Origin of the sequence: Flavobacterium azizsancarii (genome assembly GCF_027980145.1) — a bacterium.
Lineage (GTDB): Bacteria > Bacteroidota > Bacteroidia > Flavobacteriales > Flavobacteriaceae > Flavobacterium > Flavobacterium azizsancarii.
The window spans coordinates 110587-129311 of the sequence record NZ_JAMZNK010000005.1 but is presented as its reverse complement, the minus strand read 5'-3'; the positions used below and the strand labels follow the sequence as shown (position 1 = coordinate 129311).

Below are 18725 nucleotides of genomic sequence, written 5' to 3'. Positions count from 1 at the left end.
ACTTTTTATTTTTTATGTAGTTTATAATCAATTAGTTGTATGTTTATAATTAAAGTTGCTAACACTTTTAACTAACACTAAATTTGTTCTAATTAAAAACCCACCTCAAATTAATGGGATGGGTTTTTGTGTAAGAATGAGACTTTTTCAAATCATCATCAAGGACAAAGATAGAATTATATTTTTATATGCGTTTAATTTTATTATTTTCGTTCAAAATTCAATTATAATGAAATTAAACATAAATTATATTTACTCTTTTCTCTTTCAAAATTCAATTATAATGAAATTAAACATAAATTATATTTACTCTTTTCTCTTTCTTCTTACTTTGAGCACTTGTGCATTTCTATATCATAATAATTCCGTTTTAGAAAGTAGAATTAATACCATAGTTAAGAACTCAAATGATTTTAGTTCCGAAAAGACATTTAAGGAAGATTATTATATCACTCAACAAAGTCATGATACTAATGTTTTATTAATAGTTTTCGGTTCACTCGTTGCTATTTCAGGTATTTTTAATTACTTAAACTTAAGAGACCAATACAATAATGAAGTTCAAGAAATCAAACGAGAAACCGCACGAGAAATGGAAGCTTTTAGGCTTATTATGAAAGAAAGTGAAGATGAACTTGATAATTTTAAGAATCAATATTATTTAGAACGTGTGGATTTAGATACAAGTCGTGCTAATAATTATTTAGATAAAGGTGATATAGAAAATTATGTGGTCTATAATTTATCAGCAGCTAACAAAATTTGTGATTTTTATAGGTGGGCAGTAAAAAATGATGAGGAACTAGATGCACACTCATCTATTATTGACGGTTTAATAGAACTGCTCACAAGAGTAAATGTAAATATTGGGGAAAAAGTTAACATAGATAAAATACAAGTAGATGTTTTAGACGATTATTTTTATGCTTTAAGATTGGTCAATAATAAAAAATTAAATAAAATAATTTCTATGATTGATGTAAAAATTAATAAAACAGCGAAATGATATTAATATTTTAAATTTTCACATAATTGCTCCCATCAATAAAATCCTTACGGTTATACTTTTCCAATAATTTTTGCCAAGTAAAACCGTAAACTTTTTGAAAGTGCGGCTTATCAATTATTTTCTTCCAGTCCCCTCCCCACTCAAAACCAATGGATTTAAAGTATTTTACAACCACCATCCAATCTGCAGTTCCATCTTTATCAAAATCTTTTGTTGTTGACCAAGAAAGTTCGTCAAAATTTTCGTCACCATCATTATCATGGTACATAGCAAAATCAAATGCTAATCCGTAATTATGAAATGATTGACCACCTTTCGAGTTTGTTACTTTTGGCTTCTTGTTATAAAGGTCATTTTGTTCTTTAACTGTTCTAAGCCCCTGTGTTATTCCCATTTTTACACCTTTACCTAATAATTTCTTGTTCACGTGCATGTAAGCTGCTTTTACTTCTTCTCTTATTTTGGGGTGTAATTTCTCAATCCTGTCAAGTGATACTTGTTGTATATCCATTTTCAATATAAATTTTCACTTATATATTAAATTTGGCTACACCAAAATGAGCCGGGATATCCAAGTCAATTGTTAGAACTTTACCTCCGCCCTTGATGTAATCAACTTTAAATTCATCCTTGTCTATTAAAAAACCAAAAGCACGGTTACCATCACCTCCATATTTCCCGGCATTTAGCCAGCTATTCATTAAAATTTCTTTCAATTTATAAGGTTGAACCAGGTAAAAGTTATCCGTGTTATGCCTTGGTAAAATATAAAGGAAGAAATCAGCCGTTGTTGCAAACACGCCGGAATCAATCTTATTACATCTTTTCTCTATAAATAAATTATTTGAAGAGAATTTATCCGCCTTTACTTCAACAGTCATTTCTTTTATAAGTCCTTCACCATTATAAATTCCAAATTTCAAATCCCACTTCTTGAGGCAGGCAATTGATGTTGATGTATTGAACTTTATGAATTTGCAAGTATATTTTTTGTTTTCGAAAACTTTTTCAAAATATTTCTGTATAAGTGGTATAGATGTTTGTTCCCAATAATTCCCCCATTGCAGGTCGGTTGTAAATGTGCTCATGATATGTATGTTTTGTTTACATATATATTTTGACTTTTATACAACTTTCTAAAAGGGTGGATTTTTTATACAAATAAAAAAGAAGGAAAAAGACTACATATGGATATTTATTTTATATCTTTGTAGTCCAAAAACAATTTAAGAATGAGAAGATTAAAAATAATTACGATAGGTATATTTCTATCATTAACATGCATTGGTTGTACAAATGATGATGTAGCTTCACACCAAAAATGCTTAGGTAAAAAAATAACGGAAACACAATGGTGTGAATTTCATTATATGCTCAATGGTCAATTAGTAAGACCATTTACTGATGGACTAAGAATAAAAATGGTTGGTCAAAGACCTATAGTGATTTACGATAACGGTGAAATTGCCGAAAAGCACGTTGTGGTTATCAAAGAATCTAAATCAGTTTCAAGTGAAGATTTTGAATTTGATTGTGGACAAAAGCCTGTATATACATACGATGGAATTCGACAATCCGAAGAAGCAAAGGATTACGGTTACATTTTACAGGGATGGCATTACAGCAAAGAATATTACGAATGACAAAAAGCCAATCAGAAACGATTGGCTTTTTCGTTTTTACCAATTACTAGGTCACGAATCACAATAGCATACTCATATTGTTCGACTTCAACAAAATAGCTAAGCATATTTTCCATCATAATTTCAGTATCTTCATTATCATCTTCCAACAGTAATAGTACTTTCAATGCCCAAGGGTCAACCAATTGAAATAAATCTTCAACGTGTACTTCTTGAAGGTTTAATTCTCTGATGTTATATTTCTTTTTCATCTTCGGTTATTTTATTTATATCAGATTTCAAAGTCTTCAATTTTGAAATAAACTCTTTCACTATAACCCAAAAAGACCGATTACCTAATTTCATACTTGTCTCATCCATACTCTTAATCTCGATATACAGCCAAAGTGCTGTAATAATCTTTGGTATGAAATCAATAATGCCAAAGAGTACACTACCAAAAAATGCAATTGAAATTCCGTGTGCTAACATGATTGTGGCGAAATAAAAACCTAATTTAATTACTATATTAAATAGGAAGTGACTTTTAAAAGAAGCTTTACCGTTTAATTTGATGGTGGTATAAATTCCTAATATGGTATCAATAAGAACGGAAGCGAACATTAAGATTAGTAGCGGAACTATGGGGGTTAAAAATGAGGCAAAGATTATAGATAAGGGAATTACGAATTTCAATTTGTGTTTTATTATTTTTTACCAGTTATATTGTTTTATCATTTTAGCAACTCTGTTTGCCATAATGTTATAACCGAAACCATTTAAGTGGATACTATCAGTTCGCATTCCACCAGGAAACACCCCTTTATTTATATCAATTATATCATCTTCACTAGGCGAATATCTTATAAAACTCATTTCTTCTGTAGTTGGTGGGGTGCTTTCTATATAATTGTTAGGATACGTATTTTTTAAAGTAGAATTTACAGCTGTAATAGCGGTATATCTACTAGTTCCCATTGGTTCATTTAATGCTGGTAATACACCAATTACTAAAACTCGTCTTGGTTTTTCCATATATAAAATAGCATTATTTATAGTTTGTAATAATATGCTAAAATCGGGCACATTGTTTCTTCCCAACCATAAAACTTGAATAGAATGTTTAGCATTATAAGCACTATCAGGATAAAATATACTATTTGGTAAAATATTCCTGATACTTCCACCGAAGCCCCTTATTACATAATGAGTAGTACCAACTGTTCTAGTAATTATTGCAGGAACACCACATATGATACCAGTTACATATCTATCTTGTGTACTTGGTGCTTGCACAAAATCATTTGATATATCAGTTATTAAAGAATTGCTAGTACCTAAAAAAGTATTGTTTTCAATCGTTAAGTAAATTGGTCTAGCCCCTTGTCTACAAGCTATTTCTTCTATTGTTTGTCCACCTATACCATGATTTACAATTGTTCTTGGATATAATGAATTTTTTAAATGGTCAGGGTACGATAAATAGAAATCGGTTTGATTTGCTCCCGCCCCTGCTGTTAATGAGTCGCCAAAACAATGTATTTCGGTAGATACTCCTGGTGTATAATCATCTAGTGTTAGTATATTAGCCATGTTTTATTTTATTTTAAATTTGAACTTCCCAACCTTGAATATTTATTATCAAATTGGTATCAGTCATTGAAACGAATTCAAGTAAATTCGATACACCTGCTTTTAATGCGGGCTTAAAAGAAATTATTTGCATTGGGTCAGTTGGTTTTATTTCCCCAACAAATAGTATATTGGGTGAAGCACCACCTAAAGTTGCGTTACTTCTTATTTGATACACACAAGCAACACTTCCAACATTTTTTACTTGTATTGAAAAAATTGTGTTTTCTAATAAATTACTAGCAACAGCTTTGATTAATACGGGAGAAGTTCCAGTTATTGAAGAATTTGTATATTGAAATGAATATACATTTGGAATTTCTGTATTGTTGTGGCTCGGTGAAATCGCCCCATTAAATAAAGTTACATTCACAGCGCAAGTAGCTGATGTAGCAGAATCAATTTGGGTTACACGCACTAATCTGGCAGGTTTATTGAATTGATATACACCAATTCCCCTAATATTATTAAAGTATCCACTATTACCTAACATTGCTGATAAATTTGACGGAGCACCATTCACTGAATTTGCTTTAATGTCTATCCAGTTTATACCATCGCCTGAGCACTCGAATTTAATTCTAGCTGAAACGGTTGAACCAGTGTCAATGGTTATCGTCATAGCATTGTAGCCAGTTGTGTCGAATTGTATACTAGGTGCTTTTACTCCTACAACACCTCTTATTTGTCGTTCTGATACATTTTGATAATAGTTAGATACCTCTACTGGAAAACTCTTTTGTAACATGTTTTTAATTATTTTTTAATTGTCTCTATTTGCCGCTATCCACATTCTTGTACCGTCGGGATATAAATAGTATATGGCATTCGAAATACCTTTATTTTCATCATCAGCCACACGAACAATTATAACTCTATCAGAAGTTTGGATATCTAATAAATTGGAATAATTTGAAACGGTTAAAAAGGAAGGTAAATTAGCCGGTAATTCATTTTCGCTTAATTTACCATCAAGGAGGTTAGCTTTATTTGCTTCAAGCCAAGAATTATTCAGGTTCGTTCCAATTGCAAATGTTCTTAATTTATCTCCTTTGCCATCATTTGGAACGGAGCCAACATTAAATATTATTATCGACATTTCTCTTTATTATTTTTTTCAAAATCAATCAGAAAAACAGTTAACTTCTTTATGTCTTCTTTTTCTCTTTTCTCTTTGTTACCGTATTTTTCACGGTCTTTTTGTGGCTTTTTTACAGAATCCAAGGGAATTTATAAGTGTTATTTTTAGTAGTGCAATTCGACTTGTACTCCGGAATATTGATTGTCTTCATGAATTTTTCAAATCGAAGTTCTTCTGATGCGCCTAAAGCATTGTATTTATGAACCAATCTGTCATTCTCTTTATAATCGACAGATTGTCCATTAGTTGGATTATGATGGAAGTTTCCACCGTTGTTAATTACAATTGTATTTTGAGAAATGAATTGAGCAGCGGCAAAATATGTTGTCAAAACCGTAATATGTTCATCGTAAATTTTCAGATAGTCGCCGGATAAGGAATCATTTTTAACATCAACCATAATCTTGTCATAAAGTGGTTGAGTTAGAATTCGTCTTATATCAACAAACTGTGCAAGCAAGATTGATGAACGAACCTTGTCAAAGTCAACATTACCACTGATAGCTGTCAGCTTCATTAAAAGCTTAGTATCTTCATCTTTCAATATTAAATCGGTGTTCATTATTCGGTAACATTATTTTTATCTTCCTGTACAACATCAGTCGCAATGCCAAAATCAGTATTTTGAAATTCTAGAGAATATGTTGGTTCTGAAAAACTTAAAAGTTCTTCAAGTCCCTCAATTATTTCTTCTCGAAATGGGTTGATTGTTTGAGCATAAAGTTGATTCAATGATGCTACTCTATCATCTGCCTGGCTAGTAAAACCGGATGGTGATGGAATACCCATAATTTGTGGTGAAGTAATGGAATGCCCCATCAAAATTTTTCGTGTAGCTTCTTCTGCGAAGTATATTAGCTGGGCATCTAATGCTGTGATTTCTATGTTTTGGATGGTAATTTCTTCACCCTCCAGACCATCAGTCATTGCAATAATAGGTTCGTTCTTATGACTTGAACCAGTTAATTTTCGTTTAATTTCACTAGCATATTGCTGCTTAATCTCTTCGGTTTCACCCCCAATTCCACCCCGAATCGTGATAAGTTTACCAGCTGAAAAACCATTTTTTATGTGTGAAATGGCTGAATGACTCATTTCTTCTTCAACTTGGGCATACTCTAGACAGCCTAGATATGAAGGGTCTGACCAATAGTCATTGCTAGAAGTTTGATTGCACATGTAAATTTGAATGGGTGCTTTTTCATCATAAGTCCCATCAAACTTTTTGTAAAATCTTGGTTTGTATTTTGACTTTTCTTCCCAATCCCATGAGTACCAAAATCCATCAACTTCATTACTTGATTTTTCAACATTCAAAGCAATTTTGAAATATGGCATATACTTAAACCTGATTGGTTTGGATTCTTCTTTCAAAAGTTTCGAACCTTGGCTATAAATGACCTGAAGCGCATATCCACCATACATGTAGAAATCCTGACATATTAGCTTTAAATCTCTTTTTGAAATGTATTTGTAAATGTTTATTCCTGTATTATCAATAAGACCGTTGCCATATAAAAGCTTGGTCATGTTATTGATAATGGCTCTATTTGTTGGTGAACCATTGTAACGGTCTTTGATGTATGTAAAGAAAGAATTAGCATCACCGTTGAGGATAATATTTCCTGTCCTGGAAGCTTTTAAATCGGGTAATACATAATTGTTGAAATTGATTGTTTCAATTCTGAGCATTGAAATTTTAGTTATTTTTATTTACCGAATTGGTAATTCTGTACATTTTGGGTGGTGTACATTATCTGTCCAAACCATACGGTGTTGAAGTCACTTTCATTCATCAAATAGAGTTCATAAATTATGTCTTGTTTTGGTTCAAAATCATGTAACTGAACCGTTATAACATTGTTATGAATTTCAGTTGAAATGTCGACTGACTGAACCGTGTTTGAAACTTTCGAACGCACTTTGGCAAGTGTAATCTGTGCAGATATTCTTGGGCAAATTTTGACAAAATATTGGTCATCTATCTTTTCAATTATCTTCATACTATATAAACTTTTTAAATGCTTTTTGGTTTATTGTATATATTAAAAAAGCATCACCCGATTAAGGATGATGCTTGTATTTTCTTTAATCATTTAGTTCTTAAACTGTGATAAATTCATCTGAGATTGCAGCCTTGTATGCCGTAATCGCCGCTGAATCAAGCCATATAGGCGACAAACGTTCCTCCCAAGAAAATGAGACTGAAAATCCAGAGAAATCTCCTTTTTTTCCACCACTTTTCGTTACGATTGATATTAAATCTGCACCTGATTCACCCCCAGCTAATAATGTGTCACCATTATGTAATTCTATAAAAATAAACAAGTTAGATTGAACTAATAATTTTAATTCGTCTGCTGTTGCTTTATCTAACACTTGTAAATCAGCGTTTAATGTTCCAGCTGAAAATCCTGTTCCTGTTGCTTTTATGTCTTTAGTGTAGGTGTCTTCTAAAATTACACTTTCATTCTTTGCCACTTCATATTTGAAAATGTCAGCACCTGTTAAAAGTGTGCTATTGATGATTCCGGTAACTGACAAAAGCCCCTCTTTGTATTCCATAAAAGAAATATTCTTTACACCACCAACAGTAGTAGAGCAAACTTTTCTCCCTTTCGTTATAAATTCTGGACAAGCCATATTTTTTAAATTATTTTTATAAAAAGGTGGTGTTAACCACCTTTTTGTATTATTATGCAGTTTTATACATTACAATTTCACCTCCGAAAACATAACCTTGACCAGCATGTAATCCTACAACAGTTCTAACCATTCCGTCTCCTGATACTAAATCGTGGTCGATTAATCTCACATTCGAAAAATCAGACTCCAACCCAGTTCCGAAAAACACATTTTTAACTCTGTAAACTAACATTGTATTAGCAGGTAATGCAGTATTCGTTTCAAGGCGAATACCCATATAATCAAGTTCTTTTGCACCAGCAGTTGTGTTCATACCCATAGAAGCCTGAGCGATTCTATAAGCTTTACCAACATTGGTTGCAACAACAAAAACAGTTGATTCGTCACTTTCAACTTCGTCAGATGTCACATTATACAGTTTGCCAATTTCAGCAACAACATTGGATGATGTTACGGTTGCACCAATCACTTTAATTACGTTTGAATCAGCAGTGAATTGAGCAATTAATCCTGTTGTTGCAGAATTCCAGATATAATTATCGATTGCTAATGCTGTTTTTTGAACAACTTGAAGTAAAATTGCCTCTTTAATATTTGTTGGAATTTCTTGTGGATTTGCAGACAACAAACCAGCTGCTTGAGCCTGGAAAGTTTGAGCAAAATCTTTTTTACAGTACTCGTTTTTGATTTCGAACTGCTTAGTAGTAATTTCTTTCTCATCTAATACAACTGTTCCTGTTGGATTCCATCCACAAGATGCATCGTGTAAGGTATCGTTGTATGATAAAGTTGGTAATTTTACTGAACCAATAACGTTTGGCAAAACGGTGATTAAGTTTTTAGAAATCGTATCACTAGATTTCAAAATTTGTACAAAGATTTCCTTTGAAGCTTCTCCATCGAAGCTAGTGTTGATAGTTACGCTAGTAGCCATTTTTTAATTGGTTATTTTTATTTTTTCAATGCTTTTCTAATCGCTTCGAGTGGATTAGCAGCTGGTGCATTGTCAGCTTCTTGGTTTTTTAATTGAATTCCTTCAACTTTTGGCTGTTTTGCCAAATTGATATTTTCATCTTTCAGCGAAACAATCTCAGCTTTCAAACTCTGAATCTCAATTTCTTGTTCTTCAATTTTCTTGTTTGCCGCGTCAAGTTCTTCTTGTAAGTCGTTTGGTGCTTGCTCAGCCGGAGCTGCTTCTGCTTGTTCAATTTCAACAGGTTCAATTGCTTTGATTTCAACGATAACACCGTTTTCATCTGTTTTGTATTTGTTGTTTTCGTAAACAAACTCAGCGTTTGCGAATGGTGCTTTATCTGCATCAAACACAACCTGGTCTTTTGCTAAATCTTCTGCATGAAGCGTTAAAGAATCATCTATTTTGAATTCTTTTAATTCAGCCTCTAACAAGATTTTAGCGATGATTGCTTCCTTAATTTTGGAATAATTCATTTGCTCTTTGTTATTTTTTTCTTTTTTTAATGGCTCGATTCCTAGTTGTGAATCAATTGAAAATCCTTTAAATTTTCCGTCAAGAACATCCTGCCATATTTCATCATTCTCAACTTTCATCGACATCATCCATGTTCCGCGTGGAACACTGAAGCCGAGACTATTAGCCTTATCGTTTGTTTCAGAATCGACAATCCAACTTTCAAAAAAGTAAACCCCTTTAATGATTTGGTTGTCATCGTGCTCGATAGTCGAATTGTGATTGTATTGTTTTTTGAAAAAGTTCTGTTGTAATTGTTCAATAGTATCAGAATCAGCCTTAACATAACACTCTCCATCTGATAACTTGCGGTAGATTAACTGTTCCGGAATTAATACGGGTGAAGTAAGAATACGCTTGTATTCATCGGTTTTAGAAAACCTAATTTCTTGTGAAGACAATCGCCAATAGTTGTTTTCTGAACTTGCAATTTGTGACACCTTTGGGTCTAAAGCAGTAAGCTTGGCTTTTTTAGCATCAGATTTGTTTAATTGTCCTATCCTTTTTAATGCTTCAAAAGTTGAAACACCACTTTTATTTCCTTTATTGAAATAGATTTTTCTATTAAAATAATGCTGACAGTTTACACCACCTTTGAATAGCATAATATTATAAAATTCTGTCCCTGATGGCCCTAAACCTGGATTTGCATTCGAATATTCCACATCTTCAACCTTATAACTCTTATTAGCGGAAACCATCTTTTTACAGAAATCCCTTGAATTGGAACTTGTCTTTAATGGCGCATATTCGTAGCGAATTTTGAATATGTCATTGTCCTGCTCGGAATCAGAACCAGATTGCTGAACTGCCGAAGCAAAATCAACTAAATCATCATCAGATTCAACCTTCCTTTCATCTAAAAGTTCCCAATTATCGGTATCGACATCTTCACCTTTAGACAACAGTAATTCAACAAATTCATCTGAAAAATCAACAGTTTCTGTATCCTCTTTTGAGCAATTACATTCGATTATTTCATTATTTTCCTTTGAAAATTTCAGAAATTGAACATCGATTGCAGGCGAATCAACCAAACTACATGCGTAAATACCAACCATTTCGTCTGCATCAAACACCAGTTTTCTTATTGGTAAACCGTCTTTTTCGTTGTACTCCATATACTATAAAGTCACAAATTTGAAAACGGTTGAATTTTTCTTTAGAATTTTGCTGACTCGTTTATATTTCGGTCTAGTTCCTGTGCGCTTGTCATGTCTTTGCTAACGGTGTAAACTTTAATTGGTACAGTGGATTGAGTTGAATTGATTGTATTAGCCAATTGAGATTGTTGACTCGGTTGAAATGCAACATTTGGTGGCGCTGATGCCATTGCAGGAACTGTTGAACCACCTCCTCCACTATCACCACCTCCGTCACCAGCTGATAATAGCTTTTTTGCCTTGGCAATATTTCCTAAAATCTGTAAACCACCAGCTGCATAAGTAGCAATTGACACAGCTAAACCAGCTGGTCCCGCGGCCGCTCCCGCACTATTAGAATATGCGACCAAAGATGAAATCGCACTAGCGGTATCAGCCCCAATTTGCGTAAGGGTCAGTATTTTCTTCGCCTTTGCAGCTGCTTTTCCTTTTACAATTCCAATCCTTTCAAGACTATCAACAAGATTAATTCCATCTGTTGCCATCTTCTTTGTAAAGTCATATTTGACCTGCTCCAATTGGGCCTGGCGTTCGTTGGCTTTTTGTCGTTCCTGATTTGCTTTTTCTCTATAACCAGCATTCAATTGTGCTAATTGTTCTTCCGTGGCTCCGTTTTGGATTAATAATGCTTCTGCCGCTATCCGTTCGGCTTCTAACACTGCCAAAGACCTTGCTTCAATTGCTTGAACTTGTTCCAGGGTCTTAGCATCTTCATATGTTTTCACCAAACTAGCTTTTTCCAAAGCATCATTGATTTCCTTTTGCTTTTTCTTGTCAAGTGCAGCCTGTTCAATTGCATATTTATCATCAAGTTCTTTTCTTAATTGGGTAATTTCAGCCTCAGTTCTACCCTTTAAAGCATTGATTGCATCCAAATCAGCTTTCTTTCTGTCGTCTAATTTCTGTTGGTCTGAAGTTCTCCTAAGGTTGCGTAAATCATCTTGTAATTTCTTTTCTAAGTCAAGGAATGTTTTGTTGTTAGCATTTTGTGCTTCGAGTAAATATTTTTGGTCGAGTGAGTCTAAAAGAATTTTCTTTTCTTCTTCACTTTTACCTTTAAGTCCTTTAATAGCTTCAATGTCACGTGATTTTCTTCGTGCTATCTTTTTTTCTTCAGTGGTATCTTCAAGGTCTTCTATATCACGGATTAATTTGATTCGTGAATCATTATATGCCTTGTCATTTGCTTCTCTAATCTGTCTAGCTTTTTCTTCATCCGCTTCTCTTTTCTGACGTGCTTTGTCTGCTTTATCATGGGCATCTTGTAAACGTTTTTGCCTGTCAGCTTCCTGTTTTTCGGCTAAAGCATCTTGCTTATTTTGCGATTTTGTACGCATTGAAATTGATTCGTTCTCAATTGCAAGATTTGCTTTTTGAGCCTCAGCTAATTTGTCAAATAGTTCGTCTGCATTCTGTAATCTTCCCTCGGCATAGGCTTTATAATTGATACCTCGCTTCATCAATTCGGTTGCTTCTGCCTTTGTCAAATTAGCCTCGTTGATAATCGCTTGACGTGCTGCCTGTTCAACTTGATTAGCAATGGTTTTACGTTGAGCATAATTTGCTTTTTCAAGTTCATCAGCTTTTTTAAACATATTTATGCGTTCCTGTTCGCTAAGTGTTCGGTTTTTCGTCTGGAGAATTAGTTCATCATACTGATTTTTGAACTTTGCGTTGGTCACGTCCTGCTCTTTCATGATATCATCCAAATCCTGTAAAGTCTTAGTAAGTTCTATCGCAGCTTGTGCCGCCTTGTCCATATCATCACCTAGATTTGCAAAACCGGAGAGGTCACCGGAAAATAAAGATGCCAAAGCTTGTTGAACTGTGTTAATCACAGCGCCAATTGCTGCCATCCCCTGTTCTACTATGTCCATTACAGGGTTAAGTTTTACTAAATAAGCAATTAAAAGACCAACAGCAATAACAATAAGACCAATTCCTGTTGATGCCAAGGCAATCTTGAAAATCTGCATTGCTGACGTTCCAGCACCAGTTGCTATGGTCATAGCTTTCTGTGCAGCACTGAGTAAACCAGTGCTTTGTGCTGCTGATTGTATCTGACTAGCAAACCCACCCGTTAATTTATCAGCGGCAGACATCGCCTGATTTGAAGAAATCAAAGATGTTCTGTTATTGTTTGTACTTGTGGCTAGGTTGTTGGTACTTTGTGATAAATTATCAACTGAATTGTCAAGATTATCTATTCCACTTTGTGCTTGTGAAGCATTACTGTTAATTACAATTTCAGCCGTTCTGACTATTGCCATTTATTTAGACATTATTTTTCTTTTTGCCATCCTGATGGCATCTTTTATGCTTCTGGGATACGCGTACATGCCTTTGACGATATCTATTCCCCAATTTTTACCGTAGAATTCATCTACTTGAAGCATTTCATGTATTAATGTGAACATTTATATATTAACTTGTTTTTGTTGGTTTGGTTTAAACGTCGTTTATTAACTTCATTTTAGCTTTGCCCGTTGTAAGATTGACCTCGATTTCATTGATTTGAAATTTAACATTATCAATCTTGATGGTATCATTTAGTTTGATGGTGGTGATTATCCACTTTGGTAAATAGCACTCGATTTCAAACTCCCTAATGAATTTTGAATAAGTTTTAGCGATTTGGTCAGCATATCCGATAGAATATAAATTTTTCACTCGGGCATCCCCTGTCAAAATATTCTCACTTGAAAAACAAAGACTATTTTTATAATCAGTTAGATTATCAAGACTTGAAAATTGTGAGTATGTTTCTAGTTTTGCTGATTTACCATCATCCTTTGTATAGCACAAGTATTTATTTTCTTGAATTGCTGCTTTACTGTTGTAATAGAAGATAGTTGGTTTATTTGTTATTATATCCCCGTCACTTTCGCCACAGCCATCGCCAGTTATCCAAGTTTGGTCGAGATTATGCAAATCAACATATCCGATTTCAGTCAATTGCCTAAAAAGCAATAATGAAAATTTACTCTCTATCTTATATTCTTCACCGTCACCATTTGCAAATGTTTGAGAAATTGTCCCATATTCCCTAGCATCAGGTTGGTATTTTTTATAGATTATATTAGAACCATACTCACTTTCTTCGAATTTAAAAAGTAATGATTTATACGTTTTAATCTTGTTCATTTTTCTGTTTGGAAAAACGAAATCAGTTATATCAAAGCTTTGTACATCTGGCGCTGAGTAAAACTCTTTATAGTATTCGAATTGAAATTCATTGTTTAATTTAGGTATAACTACGAGATTAAACATCTTTATAATGGATGACAAAAAATCATACACAGACATTTCAGGTATATTGTCTTTCACAGTCACCTTATTATATATTTCTGTTCCGCTGAAAGATGTCACACTTACCGTTGAAGCTTCACGATTTTGCCAAATTCCAAAGACCCTTACTTTTTTGTATTGAGAAACTATTATCCTAGATTGGTTTAATGCAATATAACCGCCGTCTTTGACTTCGCATAGTATTCTAAAGTGTCTTTTTTTTCCAGGTAAAAGTGATGTATTGGTTAAGTCCCATGACCATTCAAGTATCTTTTCGAAGGGCCCTGTTATATAATGGTCAGTTTGAGTAACAATTCCAAAATTTGCTTGATTATTTGTAGAAAATTCATCAACTGTGCCATCCGGATTTAGCAAAACTTCTTGTATTTTACAGATATATTCCACTGAATTTGTGCTTAAATTTTGCGTGTCAAACCTTAAATACATGAAATCGGGCATTGTATTAGCAGGAAATGTTCCAGTTGCTAAATATTGAAGTTCAACTGTGAAATAATTAGAGCCAACAGGTCCAGAAATAGCTTTTACATTGTTAGTCGGGAAAGAACTTCCCAATTTTACGACATCGCCACCAGTGTTAAATACATTATCGTTCTTATTAAGCCATAAGTAAAGGTTGTTAATCCCAGCGATATCAATATTATCAGCAAAAAATCCTCCATTGAATTCAACATTGAACTTTTGCTTTATAGCTTGGATTATAGTGTCAAATTTAATGGCTGGTCTGAGTTCTGTTCTGCGTATGCCAACAGCATTGATAGTGGCATCGGAAACATATTTTAAACGACTGTATGGGGGCAAATATCTAGTTGATGAAATCAATGGAATCTCAATTGCATTGCCGCCAATTGTGTTGTTTATGCTGTTCACTACATTAACATCAAGGAATGGGATGAATTGACCACCGATAGCACTTGTGTAATCCAAATCAGCAAGCTTTTTATCTCCAAAAATTTCTTTTAATGCTTTCAATCCAGCTGTAAATTGAATTGTGTAACTCTTTAGTTGACCATCATCATTGTAATTCGCTGAATTAACTTTTACAACTCCTTTTTTGAAGTACACACCTCCAATATCTATTCTTGCGGGAATACCGTTGGCATTTTCAAGTTGGTTGTTGTTTTTGGGGTCAAACCAATATTTAAATGCTTTGTTGTTAGTGGGTGACGGCGGCACTGTAAATGTTTGACTGAAATCGGTATAATTAACAGCTATATCCCGGATATCAGTCTGTTTCATAGTCATCAAAATCGATTCATCATCAAATAAATCAAGAGCAATTCCGTCAAGGACAATTAGATTGTTATTTGGGTCTTTTGCAACATAGATTTTAACTCCATTCATTTATATTTTTACATTGTTTTTGTAATCGCTGGCTTCTTCAAAATTTAGAGTATAATTCATCTTTGAACGGTCATTGATTCTGGTTTTTTGGTCAAAATCAGTTGACGATAATAGAAGAGGAATAAAGGCTTCTTTTTCGTAATCGACAAGGAAATATCTTTCACTAACAATCAGTTCTTCAAGCACCTTTACATTGTAATTATCAAGTAAATCAGTACTGAAAGACCATTCAATCAGAGCGTTTTTATTTATATCAACCTTATTATGATAATTGGGATTAAAATTGCTCGAATCCTGCATTTTATAATAATTCTCGCTTCTGGTTTTCAAGCTTCTATTGTGAGATTTTGGAAATATAAAAGAATCGTAAACACCTGCCCTATTTAGAAATAATATCTGTTTGCCGTTGTATTTCCCTGTGCATACGGGCATGTAATCAGTCGTTAAACTTCTCACCAGACCACCGTCAAGTAAAGTTGGGTTTAAGCTGAGATTTAAATTGAAAGTCCTGAATTTTGTGTTTGAAAATCGATTTGAATTATCGATTATTGATGTAGATTGTAATGACGGATTTACTCCTTCTTTATAAAGTCCATAGCCTAGTGTAGCGCCTCTATTATTTCCATAAATCCTTTCTGCTCTAGTTGGATTATCAATCTTATAAGCATCAAAGCAAAAAGTCCAATAGATAATTTCATTTGAAAATTTTGGTGTGGAAGAATAGAAAAAAGAATAGTCAGGCATCGGATTTAAGTATCTCTTTATATAGTCACTAATATCAATTTTTACAAAATCATCCGATTGATTTACTTTATAGGCAACCAATTTCATTGTATCATTAGATTCAAGAACAGCTCTGCTTCCATTAGGTAAGGTTTGAATTAATCTCAAAACAACATAATCAAAAGCAGATGCAGTGTTATTATAGGTCAAAAAATATGGTGAATTAGTTAGTAAAATTTCATTTAGTTTAACAGCCATTTATCGCATTTCATTTTTGTAATCACCTTGCTGAAAAACAAGTGTGTATTGAATTTTACCACGGTCATTTTCTCGTGATTTCTCATCAAAAGTGGTTGTGGTAATATTTAGAGGAATAAAAGCTTGATTTTCGTAATCAATAAGCCAATGACGGTCACTATTTACTATTTCTTCGATTATCCCAACATTGTATATATCTAAAATGCCTGTATTCATTGTCCATTCTATCGTTATTTCTTTGTTTAAATGGACTTTAGAAGCTTGATAGATGTTGTATTTGTGTGGATTTGAAATTAACCTTATGTAGCTATCATTCTTGATTTTGAGTCTTCTGTTTTCTGCAAATGGGAAGGAAAAAGTATCTAAAAACCCATTACTATTCAAATACATCACGTGCCTGCCTTTATATTTCCCGCCACAAGTTGAAATAAAGTCATTGGTGAGTTGACGTAAAATCAGGTCATTTGAACCTATTGTTTTTTCATTTAGTAAGCCATTGAAAATCCTTTCACTATTCTTGTGAAACAGCCTGGAATGATTGAATAAATTTCTATAAGCATCATTATCCGGATTTCTATAACCACCATTATCAAGTGTATGCTCAATTGAATCAATAGTAACAAGTGTACTATCGATTGTAACTAATTCATCAATCGCATGTAATGATAAAACCGGATTTGCTCCTTCAGCATAAAGTCCATAACCAAGAGTTGCAAACTTCAATGTTGATTTGACCATTCCCCACTCAAAATATTCGTTATCAATCTTGTTTAAAACATCAAATTCATAATAAACGTTGCAGCATTCATTAAAACCATCAGGTTGAATAGACGTGAAATAGGTTGAATTAGGCTGTGGGTTCAAGAAATCTTTGATATACTGGCCTACCTCAAGGTAAGAACCATTAACCGTAAAAGTATGACTTGGATTTATTGGTATTTCGGCATAAGCGCCGGACCAAATGTATAATCTAACATTAAGAATTCCATCGAAAAAAGGAATCTCATCGAAATTGATATAAAAAGGTGAATTCACCAATAAAATTTCACTTGGAACAATGGGCAAATCCGCTGGCTCAACAATAAAAAGATTAGAATAATTACTTAAATTATCAAGTGATTGAATTTGATACCAAGTGGTTACGGTCGTAATTGGTAAACCACATCTTGGTGATGCAACTGAGCCTGTCAATGATGTCCATGTAAAACCACTATTTACAGAATACATTACGTTGAGACCATTACTAATTGTGCCGTCAATTAGGAATTCAATACATCCATTCTCGACCTTAGTTATTAGAATTTCGGGGGTTTCCAATTAAGTTATAATTATTTTTAATCGCCAAATCCGTTTAATATTGAATCAGCTTGTGCTTCGGCTAAATAGTCAGTAAAGTTTTCAAGTTCTTCATCAATAGTGCTTTCTAAAAAATGAAGCGGTTTTATACCTTTCCGATAAATGCTATTTACAGCTGCATAAGGGTTGATTCCTTTTGAATTGGCCCAAGGTGTCAAAGCTTCAACAGGTGGTCTTTTATTTTTGTAACTATAGGGTGAACCCTTGACAACATCACGATTTGACTTGAAGCGATTGTCTATCTTTCCCGATTTAGTCTTTTGAAATCCAACACCGTTTACGCCTTCGTCCTGGAAAGCCATGTAATCAGAACCAATGATTTCAATTTGGAATTCACCGTCATCTGATTGACCTATTTTTGCGTCAAGTTCTTCAAGCATTTTTCCTGTCCAAATTCCTTTTCGGGATGCCTGTAATTTTTCTTTTGCTCTTTTTCTCAGGTTAACGACAAGCATTTCATATGCCTTTTGCTCATTAATTTTTAACATGCTAAATATTCATTTTTGATTTGCAGTGTAAAGCCCTGTTCAAATCCATCAAGCAAAGTCTGACCAGTTAAAACAATAGGTTGCATTGAGTCAGCACTTAATAAATCAATACCAAATTCATTTTCTAAAGTGTACATTTTTGAATAAGCATTTATAAGAATCTGATAAGATTCATTCAAGTTATCAATTAAGTTATCGCCAAATATTTTTTGTGTTTGAAAATGGTCTGGAACTGTTCTAACACCAACAACTGCAATGTCAAATGATAGTGTAATGACACCGCCACTCGGCTGTACGACACGGGGCATAATATGAACCATCGGGAAGATATCAGCCTTATTCAATTCTCTGTCGGACACTTCGCCAAAGATTACGGTGTTTACAAGGCTATCTTGTTGAAATAGGTCGGTTAAATATTTTGATACAATGGCGTAATTAGTCATTACTTTTTAGTTAATTTTTTATTTTCTATATCCCTTTTTTCTAATTGAAAATTGCACCAAAAAAGAAAGGAATGGATGTTTGATTTACATACTTCTTCTACTTTG

General features: G+C 33.5%; 22 protein-coding genes. 2 read left to right on the top strand and 20 right to left on the bottom strand.

What is annotated here, in order from left to right; translation table 11 throughout:
• The first annotated feature begins 283 nt into the window (after positions 1-283).
• A complete protein-coding gene (locus NJT12_RS05055) occupies positions 284-1006 on the top strand; it encodes a hypothetical protein (RefSeq protein ID WP_271334817.1) in 723 nt (240 codons plus the stop codon).
• Between the two features lie 10 nt (positions 1007-1016).
• Here NJT12_RS05055 and NJT12_RS05050 read toward each other — a convergent pair whose 3' ends face one another.
• Both NJT12_RS05050 and NJT12_RS05045 read right to left on the bottom strand, forming a co-directional pair.
• Positions 1017-1520, bottom strand: a complete 504-nt coding sequence (locus tag NJT12_RS05050) for a M15 family metallopeptidase (protein WP_271334816.1) — start codon at positions 1518-1520, stop codon at positions 1017-1019.
• 19 nt (positions 1521-1539) lie between these two features.
• On the bottom strand, positions 1540-2097 hold the full coding sequence (locus NJT12_RS05045; protein ID WP_271334815.1) for a hypothetical protein: 558 nt from the start codon (positions 2095-2097) through the stop codon (positions 1540-1542).
• 144 nt (positions 2098-2241) lie between these two features.
• On the opposite strand from NJT12_RS05045, the gene NJT12_RS05040 reads away from it, so the two are divergent.
• Positions 2242-2652 (top strand): hypothetical protein, encoded by a 411-nt coding sequence (locus NJT12_RS05040; RefSeq protein ID WP_271334814.1) that lies wholly within the window; start codon positions 2242-2244, stop codon positions 2650-2652.
• Positions 2653-2663: 11 nt separating this feature from the next.
• On the opposite strand, the gene NJT12_RS05035 is transcribed toward NJT12_RS05040, so the two are convergent.
• The 18 genes from NJT12_RS05035 to NJT12_RS04950 all read right to left on the bottom strand — a co-directional run bounded on the left by NJT12_RS05035 (position 2664) and on the right by NJT12_RS04950 (position 18620).
• Positions 2664-2903, bottom strand: a complete 240-nt coding sequence (locus NJT12_RS05035; RefSeq protein WP_271334813.1) for a hypothetical protein — start codon at positions 2901-2903, stop codon at positions 2664-2666.
• Entirely contained in the window at positions 2887-3327 is a 441-nt protein-coding gene (locus NJT12_RS05030; protein WP_271334812.1) for a phage holin family protein, read from the bottom strand. The genes NJT12_RS05035 and NJT12_RS05030 overlap by 17 nt, the downstream gene beginning before the upstream one ends.
• An 18-nt stretch (positions 3328-3345) precedes the next feature.
• Positions 3346-4224, bottom strand: coding sequence for an SGNH/GDSL hydrolase family protein (locus tag NJT12_RS05025; RefSeq protein WP_271334811.1), 879 nt, complete (start codon positions 4222-4224; stop codon positions 3346-3348).
• Positions 4225-4237: 13 nt separating this feature from the next.
• Positions 4238-5011 carry a hypothetical protein gene (locus tag NJT12_RS05020; RefSeq protein ID WP_271334810.1) on the bottom strand — a complete coding sequence of 258 codons (774 nt, stop codon included), beginning with the start codon at positions 5009-5011 and terminating at the stop codon, positions 4238-4240.
• A gap of 15 nt (positions 5012-5026) precedes the next feature.
• Entirely contained in the window at positions 5027-5362 is a 336-nt protein-coding gene (locus NJT12_RS05015) for a hypothetical protein (protein ID WP_271334809.1), read from the bottom strand.
• Positions 5363-5474: 112 nt separating this feature from the next.
• Positions 5475-5966 (bottom strand): DUF6712 family protein, encoded by a 492-nt coding sequence (locus NJT12_RS05010; protein ID WP_271334808.1) that lies wholly within the window; start codon positions 5964-5966, stop codon positions 5475-5477.
• The gene (locus NJT12_RS05005; RefSeq protein ID WP_271334807.1) at positions 5966-7096 is read right to left on the bottom strand and encodes a hypothetical protein; all 1131 of its coding nucleotides are present in this window, start codon (positions 7094-7096) and stop codon (positions 5966-5968) included. The genes NJT12_RS05010 and NJT12_RS05005 overlap by 1 nt, the downstream gene beginning before the upstream one ends.
• A 17-nt stretch (positions 7097-7113) precedes the next feature.
• Complete coding sequence (locus NJT12_RS05000) at positions 7114-7407, bottom strand: hypothetical protein (RefSeq protein ID WP_271334806.1); 294 nt, start codon at positions 7405-7407, stop codon at positions 7114-7116.
• Positions 7408-7507: 100 nt separating this feature from the next.
• Positions 7508-8047 (bottom strand): hypothetical protein, encoded by a 540-nt coding sequence (locus NJT12_RS04995; protein ID WP_271334805.1) that lies wholly within the window; start codon positions 8045-8047, stop codon positions 7508-7510.
• 52 nt (positions 8048-8099) lie between these two features.
• Positions 8100-8984, bottom strand: coding sequence for a hypothetical protein (locus NJT12_RS04990; RefSeq protein WP_271334804.1), 885 nt, complete (start codon positions 8982-8984; stop codon positions 8100-8102).
• A 17-nt stretch (positions 8985-9001) separates the two neighbouring features.
• Positions 9002-10660 (bottom strand): XkdF-like putative serine protease domain-containing protein, encoded by a 1659-nt coding sequence (locus tag NJT12_RS04985; RefSeq protein ID WP_271334803.1) that lies wholly within the window; start codon positions 10658-10660, stop codon positions 9002-9004.
• 41 nt (positions 10661-10701) lie between these two features.
• Positions 10702-12972, bottom strand: a complete 2271-nt coding sequence (locus NJT12_RS04980; RefSeq protein ID WP_271334802.1) for a hypothetical protein — start codon at positions 12970-12972, stop codon at positions 10702-10704.
• Positions 12973-13119, bottom strand: coding sequence for a hypothetical protein (locus tag NJT12_RS04975; protein WP_271334801.1), 147 nt, complete (start codon positions 13117-13119; stop codon positions 12973-12975).
• Positions 13120-13150: 31 nt separating this feature from the next.
• Positions 13151-15352, bottom strand: a complete 2202-nt coding sequence (locus NJT12_RS04970) for a hypothetical protein (protein WP_271334800.1) — start codon at positions 15350-15352, stop codon at positions 13151-13153.
• On the bottom strand, positions 15353-16333 hold the full coding sequence (locus NJT12_RS04965) for a hypothetical protein (protein ID WP_271334799.1): 981 nt from the start codon (positions 16331-16333) through the stop codon (positions 15353-15355).
• On the bottom strand, positions 16334-17650 hold the full coding sequence (locus tag NJT12_RS04960) for a hypothetical protein (protein ID WP_271334798.1): 1317 nt from the start codon (positions 17648-17650) through the stop codon (positions 16334-16336).
• A 17-nt stretch (positions 17651-17667) separates the two neighbouring features.
• A complete protein-coding gene (locus tag NJT12_RS04955) occupies positions 17668-18177 on the bottom strand; it encodes a hypothetical protein (RefSeq protein WP_271334797.1) in 510 nt (169 codons plus the stop codon).
• Positions 18171-18620 carry a hypothetical protein gene (locus tag NJT12_RS04950; protein WP_271334796.1) on the bottom strand — a complete coding sequence of 150 codons (450 nt, stop codon included), beginning with the start codon at positions 18618-18620 and terminating at the stop codon, positions 18171-18173. Before NJT12_RS04950 ends, NJT12_RS04955 begins: the two co-directional genes overlap by 7 nt.
• Positions 18621-18725: the final 105 nt, after the last annotated feature.

What these genes read in the sequence shown, in the direction of transcription:
- NJT12_RS05055 (WP_271334817.1), top strand. Translation starts at nt 284, where the DNA reads ATGAAATTAAACATAAATTATATTTACTCTTTTCTCTTTCTTCTTACT.
- NJT12_RS05050 (WP_271334816.1), bottom strand. Translation starts at nt 1,520, where the DNA reads ATGGATATACAACAAGTATCACTTGACAGGATTGAGAAATTACACCCC.
- NJT12_RS05045 (WP_271334815.1), bottom strand. Translation starts at nt 2,097, where the DNA reads ATGAGCACATTTACAACCGACCTGCAATGGGGGAATTATTGGGAACAA.
- NJT12_RS05040 (WP_271334814.1), top strand. Translation starts at nt 2,242, where the DNA reads ATGAGAAGATTAAAAATAATTACGATAGGTATATTTCTATCATTAACA.
- NJT12_RS05035 (WP_271334813.1), bottom strand. Translation starts at nt 2,903, where the DNA reads ATGAAAAAGAAATATAACATCAGAGAATTAAACCTTCAAGAAGTACAC.
- NJT12_RS05025 (WP_271334811.1), bottom strand. Translation starts at nt 4,224, where the DNA reads ATGGCTAATATACTAACACTAGATGATTATACACCAGGAGTATCTACC.
- NJT12_RS05020 (WP_271334810.1), bottom strand. Translation starts at nt 5,011, where the DNA reads ATGTTACAAAAGAGTTTTCCAGTAGAGGTATCTAACTATTATCAAAAT.
- NJT12_RS05015 (WP_271334809.1), bottom strand. Translation starts at nt 5,362, where the DNA reads ATGTCGATAATAATATTTAATGTTGGCTCCGTTCCAAATGATGGCAAA.
- NJT12_RS05010 (WP_271334808.1), bottom strand. Translation starts at nt 5,966, where the DNA reads ATGAACACCGATTTAATATTGAAAGATGAAGATACTAAGCTTTTAATG.
- NJT12_RS05005 (WP_271334807.1), bottom strand. Translation starts at nt 7,096, where the DNA reads ATGCTCAGAATTGAAACAATCAATTTCAACAATTATGTATTACCCGAT.
- NJT12_RS05000 (WP_271334806.1), bottom strand. Translation starts at nt 7,407, where the DNA reads ATGAAGATAATTGAAAAGATAGATGACCAATATTTTGTCAAAATTTGC.
- NJT12_RS04995 (WP_271334805.1), bottom strand. Translation starts at nt 8,047, where the DNA reads ATGGCTTGTCCAGAATTTATAACGAAAGGGAGAAAAGTTTGCTCTACT.
- NJT12_RS04990 (WP_271334804.1), bottom strand. Translation starts at nt 8,984, where the DNA reads ATGGCTACTAGCGTAACTATCAACACTAGCTTCGATGGAGAAGCTTCA.
- NJT12_RS04985 (WP_271334803.1), bottom strand. Translation starts at nt 10,660, where the DNA reads ATGGAGTACAACGAAAAAGACGGTTTACCAATAAGAAAACTGGTGTTT.
- NJT12_RS04980 (WP_271334802.1), bottom strand. Translation starts at nt 12,972, where the DNA reads ATGGCAATAGTCAGAACGGCTGAAATTGTAATTAACAGTAATGCTTCA.
- NJT12_RS04975 (WP_271334801.1), bottom strand. Translation starts at nt 13,119, where the DNA reads ATGTTCACATTAATACATGAAATGCTTCAAGTAGATGAATTCTACGGT.
- NJT12_RS04970 (WP_271334800.1), bottom strand. Translation starts at nt 15,352, where the DNA reads ATGAATGGAGTTAAAATCTATGTTGCAAAAGACCCAAATAACAATCTA.
- NJT12_RS04965 (WP_271334799.1), bottom strand. Translation starts at nt 16,333, where the DNA reads ATGGCTGTTAAACTAAATGAAATTTTACTAACTAATTCACCATATTTT.
- NJT12_RS04955 (WP_271334797.1), bottom strand. Translation starts at nt 18,177, where the DNA reads ATGTTAAAAATTAATGAGCAAAAGGCATATGAAATGCTTGTCGTTAAC.
- NJT12_RS04950 (WP_271334796.1), bottom strand. Translation starts at nt 18,620, where the DNA reads ATGACTAATTACGCCATTGTATCAAAATATTTAACCGACCTATTTCAA.